At 67.2% G+C, this 6,434-nt stretch carries 5 protein-coding genes; 1 reads left to right on the top strand and 4 read right to left on the bottom strand.

Annotation, left to right across the window (positions count from 1 at the left end; genetic code table 11):
* Nucleotides 1-100: 100 nt before the first annotated feature.
* The 4 genes from ACFWVV_RS08735 to ACFWVV_RS08720 all read right to left on the bottom strand — a co-directional run bounded on the left by ACFWVV_RS08735 (nucleotide 101) and on the right by ACFWVV_RS08720 (nucleotide 3,941).
* Complete coding sequence (locus tag ACFWVV_RS08735) at nucleotides 101-1,387, bottom strand: MFS transporter (protein WP_384422637.1); 1,287 nt, start codon at nucleotides 1,385-1,387, stop codon at nucleotides 101-103.
* A 79-nt stretch (nucleotides 1,388-1,466) separates the two neighbouring features.
* A complete protein-coding gene (locus ACFWVV_RS08730; protein WP_384347644.1) occupies nucleotides 1,467-2,549 on the bottom strand; it encodes an inositol-3-phosphate synthase in 1,083 nt (360 codons plus the stop codon).
* Between the two features lie 50 nt (nucleotides 2,550-2,599).
* Nucleotides 2,600-3,277 carry a helix-turn-helix transcriptional regulator gene (locus ACFWVV_RS08725; protein ID WP_384347641.1) on the bottom strand — a complete coding sequence of 226 codons (678 nt, stop codon included), beginning with the start codon at nucleotides 3,275-3,277 and terminating at the stop codon, nucleotides 2,600-2,602.
* Nucleotides 3,278-3,782: 505 nt separating this feature from the next.
* The gene (locus tag ACFWVV_RS08720) at nucleotides 3,783-3,941 is read right to left on the bottom strand and encodes a hypothetical protein (RefSeq protein ID WP_384347638.1); all 159 of its coding nucleotides are present in this window, start codon (nucleotides 3,939-3,941) and stop codon (nucleotides 3,783-3,785) included.
* Between the two features lie 15 nt (nucleotides 3,942-3,956).
* Between ACFWVV_RS08720 and ACFWVV_RS08715 the strand changes: the two genes are divergently transcribed.
* Nucleotides 3,957-6,365, top strand: a complete 2,409-nt coding sequence (locus ACFWVV_RS08715; protein ID WP_384347635.1) for a transglycosylase domain-containing protein — start codon at nucleotides 3,957-3,959, stop codon at nucleotides 6,363-6,365.
* Nucleotides 6,366-6,434: the final 69 nt, after the last annotated feature.

The raw sequence follows: 6,434 nt of genomic DNA, 5'->3' as shown, positions 1-6,434 counted from the left end.
TGGTGGCCGATGGGGCGGTGGGGGCGCACAGGGTGGGGGGGGGGGGGGTGGGGTGCGCATTTTTTTACCTTTAAAATTTCGTGCCGGGGGGGGGTTTGTATCAGGTAAAACAACGCCCGCCCTGCGCGTTCCGGCGGCAGAACGCCAGCGTGAGTGCCACCGCGGCGTAGAGGACCGCCACACCGACCACCAGGGAGACCGACCGGCCGTCGGGCGGGAGTACCAGGGCCGCCACCGCTGCGGCGCTCACGAACGCGACGTTGAACAGCACGTCGTAGAGCGAGAAGACCCGGCCGCGAAAGGCATCGTCCACCGAGGACTGCACCACGGTGTCCGTCGCGATCTTCGAGCCCTGGCTGACGAGTCCCAGGGCGAAGGCGGCGATCAGGACCGGCGCCGGTGAGAAGGGCAGCCACAGCGCCGGTACGAGAAGGGCCGCGCACCCCGCACAGACGACCATCCAGCCGTAGGTGCCCAGTCGGCCCACGGCCCAGGGGGTGATCAGCGCGGCGACGAAGAATCCGGCTCCGGAGATGCCGAGCGCGAGGCCGAGCAGGGCCAGTCCGTCGGTGGAGCCCGGATCACCTGCCCAGGCATAGCGGCACAGCATCAGGAGTGTCACGGTCAGCGCGCCGTAGCAGAAGCGCAGCACGGTCATCGCGGCCAGGGCGCGGGCGGCGGGGCGCTGGCGGCGCAGATGGTGCAGGCCGTCGGTGAGGCCGCGTGCGGTGGAGGTGAGGGCGGCACCCAGGCGGGGCTGGATCAGCTCGCGGTCGGGGCCGAGGAGTGCACGGTCCATGCGCAGGGATGCCAGGCCGGAGCAGAGGTAGAGCCCGGCACCCAGGAGGACGACCGCGGCGTCGGATTCCCACCCCAGCAGGCGCACGGCGAAGGCCAGCCCTCCGCCCACAGTGGCTGCGAGCGTGCCCGCGGTCGGTGACAGGGAATTGGCGACGACCAGGCGTTCGTCGTCCACGACGCGTGGCAGGGCGGCGGAAAGCCCGGACAGCACGAAGCGGTTCACGGCCGTGACCGAGAGTGCGGACGCGTAGAAGATCCAGTCCGGTGCCGAGCCGACGATCAGCAGGGCGGTTCCGGCGGCGAGGACGGCGCGCAGCAGATTCCCGTACAGGAACACCTGCCGGCGTTGCCAGCGGTCGAGGAGGACACCCGCGAAGGGGCCGACGACGGAGTAGGGCAGGAGCAGCACGGCCATGGCGGAGGCGATCGCGGCCGGCGAGGTCTGCTTCTCCGGGGAGAAGACGACGTACGCGGCGAGGGCCACCTGGTATACGCCGTCGGCGGACTGGGAGAGCAGCCGCACGGTCAGCAGGCGCCGGAAGTCGGGCAGGCGCAGCAGGACACGCAGATCACGCACGACGGACATGCGAGCAAGGGTCACACACCGAAACGAGGAGGGGCCCCGGGCAAGAACCCGGGGCCCCTCCTGAACAGCGCGGCGGAGCTTAGCGCTCGACCTCGCCCTTGATGAACTTCTCGACGTTCTCGTAGGCCTCGTCGTCGAAGTACTGGACCGGCGGGGACTTCATGAAGTACGAGGAGGCGGAGAGGATCGGGCCGCCGATGCCGCGGTCCTTGGCGATCTTCGCGGCGCGCACCGCGTCGATGATGACGCCCGCCGAGTTCGGGGAGTCCCAGACTTCCAGCTTGTACTCCAGGTTCAGCGGGACGTCGCCGAACGCACGGCCCTCAAGGCGGACGTACGCCCACTTGCGGTCGTCCAGCCAGGCCACGTAGTCCGAGGGGCCGATGTGGACGTTGTTCTCGCCCAGGTCGCGGTCGCGGATCTGCGAGGTGACGGCCTGCGTCTTGGAGACCTTCTTGGACTCCAGGCGGTCGCGCTCCAGCATGTTCTTGAAGTCCATGTTGCCGCCGACGTTCAGCTGCATGGTGCGCTCCAGGCGCACGCCACGGTCCTCGAACAGCTTCGCCATGACGCGGTGCGTGATGGTGGCGCCGACCTGCGACTTGATGTCGTCGCCGACGATCGGGACGCCCGCCTCGGTGAACTTGTCTGCCCACTCCTTGGTGCCGGCGATGAAGACCGGAAGCGCGTTGACGAAGGCGACCTTGGCGTCGATGGCGCACTGGGCGTAGAACTTCGCCGCGTCCTCGGACCCGACCGGCAGGTAGCAGACGAGGACGTCGGCCCGGGTGTCCTTGAGGGCCTGGACGATGTCGACCGGCTCCTGCTCCGACTCCTCGATGGTCTGGCGGTAGTACTTGCCCAGGCCGTCCAGGGTGTGGCCGCGCTGGACGGTCACGCCGGTCTGCGGCACGTCGCAGATCTTGATGGTGTTGTTCTCGCTGGCGCCGATGGCGTCCGCGAGGTCGAGGCCGACCTTCTTGGCGTCGACGTCGAACGCGGCCACGAACTCCACGTCCTTGACGTGGTAGTCACCGAACTGAACGTGCATCAGACCGGGCACGCGAGTGGCCGGGTCGGCGTCCTTGTAGTACTCGACGCCCTGGACCAGCGACGCAGAGCAGTTGCCCACGCCGACGATGGCTACGCGAACCGAACCCATTGACGGTTGCTCCCTGTGTGTTCTCGACGAGGCCTGCGGAGTGCAGGGCCTCAGTTGGCGGTGCCGTCGGACGGGTCCGGCGGGGTGGTCCCCCTGTGCCGGGGCATGCCGCCCGTTTCACCTGATGTCTGGTCACCGGCTGTGCGGTCATCGGGCCGGCGTTGGTCCCGGCCCGCCCGCTCGCTCTCGATGAGCTCGTTCAGCCAGCGCACTTCTCGCTCCACCGACTCCATGCCGTGTCGCTGGAGTTCGAGCGTGTAGTCGTCGAGGCGCTCGCGAGTACGGGCCAGTGAGGCCCGCATCTTCTCCAGGCGCTCCTCCAGCCGACTGCGACGCCCTTCGAGGACCCGCATCCGCACCTCGCGCTCCGTCTGCCCGAAGAAGGCGAAACGAGCCGCGAAGTGCTCGTCCTCCCAGGCGTCGGGGCCGGTGTGCGACAGCAACTCCTCGAAGTGCTCCTTACCTTCCGCCGTCAACCGATAGACGATCTTGGCGCGGCGCCCCGCGAGTGAGGCGGCGAGCGCGTCCTCGGGCGCACTGCCCGGTTCCTCGATCAGCCAGCCGCTGGCGACCAGCGACTTGAGGCACGGATACAGCGTGCCGTAGCTGAAGGCCCGGAAGACGCCCAGCGAGGTGTTGAGCCTCTTGCGCAGCTCGTAGCCGTGCATCGGGGACTCGCGGAGCAGACCGAGCACGGCGAATTCGAGGATGCCGGAGCGTCTGCTCATCCTTCGCCTCCCGCCGCTGTCCGTGAGTCCCGTTCACTGTCCGGCACTTATGCCGAGCTGATGTATCGACTCGATACATCCAGACGATAGAACGGCCGTCCGCCTGCGACAAGGCCAGCCATGGTGACCGGTGTCACATCATCAATTCGTGGGAAGCAACTTGCCTGATTTGGGGTGAACATCGGCACTGGGAGGGTTTTGAGCGTGCGTAGTCTGTGCGGCATGCAAAACACCGGGAGCCGCATGACGCGAGGGGGCGTCGTGTTCCCGGTCGCAGTACGGACGGGCCCGTGGGAGGGCGCGTCCGCATTTCGGGGGGACCGGAACTCAGCTGCCGCTTCCAGGCGATCTCGCCTGCCCGAGGAGTAATCGTTCGATGAGCGAGCACCGTCGCAAGCCTCCGCAGCCTCAAGGCGGCGGACGTGCCGCGGCCAGGAAAGCCGCCCAGCAACCTTCAGGCCGTCGTGGGGCTCCGTCGCCCCGGGGCCACGCCGTCGGGTCGCCGTCAGGTTCGTACGACCAGGAACGTCCGTACGGAGGAAGGGCTGAGGCCCGCCGTGCTGCCCAGAGGGGCGGGGGTGGCGGAGGCGGCCGGCGCGGAGGAGGCGGCGGTGAGCGGGGCGATCACGAGGGCCCGGGCCGCGGCCGCGGGAGGGGCGGTCAACCGCAGAAGAAGAGGTTGATCGACTACCCGCGCTCCACCAAGTACGGGTGGAAGAGGTTCGTGCCGTCGTGGAAGCAGGTGGCGGGGCTGTGCATCGGCTTCGTCGGTGCCGTGCTGGCGGCGGGGAGCATCGCGTACGCCCGGGTGGAAATCCCCCAGGTGCATGCGGCCGCCACGGCGCAGAACAACGTCTACTACTGGGACGACAAGAAGCCCATGGTGGCTACCGGTGGGGAAATCAACCGCCAGGAACTGCCCTTCGAAAAGATCCCCCCGGCGATGCAGAACGCCGTGAAGTCGGCGGAGAACAAGTCGTTCGACGAGGACCCGGGCGTCGACCCCGTCGGCATCCTGCGAGCCGTGGCCAAGATGGCTATAGGAGGAAACACGCAGGGTGGTTCGACGATCACGCAGCAGTACGTGAAGAACTCGATGCTCGGCCAGGAACAGACGCTGACGCGTAAGTTCAAGGAGCTCATGATCTCCATCAAGGTGGGCGACGAGCTGGACAAGAACAAGATCATGGCCGGCTACCTCAACGTCTCGTACTACGGACGGGGCGCCTATGGCCTGCAGGCCGCGGCCCGCGCGTACTTCAACAAGGACGCGGAAGGGCTCAACCCCAGTGAGTGCGCCTTCCTGGCGGCGGTGCTCAAGGGCGCGACCTACTTCGACCCCGCCGGAGCGACGGCGATCGACCCCGAGGCAACCCCGGAGAAGAACCGCAAGCGGGCCGAGGACCGGTGGGCCTGGATCCTGAACGAAGAGGTGAAGGACGGACGTCTGTCCCAGGCGGAGCGGGATAGGTACCCGCAGTTCCCGACAGTAGTTCCGGTGAAGAAGGACGCTGTGCTGAGCGGCCAGATCGGATACCTGGTCGATCTCGCCAAGGCCAACTTCATCAACAAGAACACCCAGGGGATCGACGCGGAGAAGCTCTCCAAGGGCGGCTATCACATCTACACCACCTTCAACAAAGCCAAGGTGGCGCGGCTGGAGAAGGCCGTGAAGAGCGTCTACGACAAGAAGATCGACCCCAAGAAGCGCCCCAAGACCGACCCCCACGTCCAGTTCGGCGGTGCCTCGGTCGACCCCAGGAACGGCAAGATCGTCGCCGTCTACGGCGGCAGTGACGCGACGAAGCACTTCACCAACAACGCCGACCAGACCGGTGCTCAGGTCGGATCGACGTTCAAACCGTTTGTGCTGGCCGCCGCGATGGAGTACGGCAAGCGCAACCCGAGCGGTCCCAGGAACCAGGACCGCAGCCAGCGCACCCTCGTCTCGCCCAAGAGCATTTACAACGGTGACAACAAGCTGAAGATCAAGAACTACGACGGCAGTATCTGGCGCAACGAGAAGGGCCTGGAGTGGCTCCAGACCAACGACGGACACGAGTCGTACGGGGCCATAGACCTGCGTGAAGCGATGCGGGTGTCCGCCAACTCACCCTACGTGCAGCTCGGCATGGACGTGGGCATCGACAAGGTGCGGGAGACGGCCATCAACGCCGGCCTTCTGGAATCCAGCCTCGCCAAGGGAGAGAATCCGTCGTTCTCCATCGGCATCTCGGACCCGAGCGCCATCCGGATGGCCGGCGCCTACGCCACTTTCGCGGCCAGCGGCAAGCAGCACGAGCCGTACTCGGTGACGAGGGTCGAAAAAGACGGGGAAGACATCTGGACGTACGAGCCCACGTCCAGGACCGCAGGTATCGACGAGAACGTCGCCAACAACGTCACCGAAGTACTGAAGAACGTCGTCGAGAAGGGCACCGGCAGCAACGCCAAGCTCCCGGGACGTGAGGTGGCGGGCAAGACCGGTACCACCGACGGCAACAAGTCGGCCTGGTTCGTCGGCTACACGCCCGAGCTGTCCACGGCCATCGACATGTACCGGATGGACGACAACGCCGACAACAAGAACCGCGCGTTCCTGGAGATGTTCGGCACGGGTGGTGAGAGGGAGATCCACGGTGCCTCCTTCCCCTCCGAGATCTGGCACGACTACATGGCCGATGCTCTGAAGGGCACGAAGCCGACGGCCTTCCCCGAACCGGAGCCCATCGGCGAGACCCTCTACGGCGGCGGCGCCAAGAGCCCTGAGCCCACGCCGACGAAGACCCCGGAGCCGACCCCGACGAAGACCCCCGAGAACACCCCGTCTCCGACGACTCCGCCCCCGCCGACCCCCGGCAAGACGCCTCCCGGTGGCGGCGGCGGTGATGAGTGCGACCCGTGGGACTGGGAGTGCAAGCACGACCCGGGTGACGCCAACGGCGGAGCCGGCGACGGCGGAGTAGGGGACATCGGCGGCGGTGAGACCAAACCGCCGCCCCCGACCGAAGGCGCGCACAACGGTGGCCAGAACGGTGGCCCCAACGGAGGCAACGGCAACGGCGGCCTCCTGGGCGGCAACCAGTAGCGCACCTCAGGTGCCGCAGCACGTAAGGACAGCCGCGTAATGACCCGAGGGCCGTCGTACCGAGACCGG

The organism is Streptomyces sp. NPDC058663 (assembly GCF_042716745.1).
GTDB lineage: Bacteria > Actinomycetota > Actinomycetes > Streptomycetales > Streptomycetaceae > Streptomyces.
This window is presented reverse-complemented; position numbering and strand designations above follow the sequence as displayed.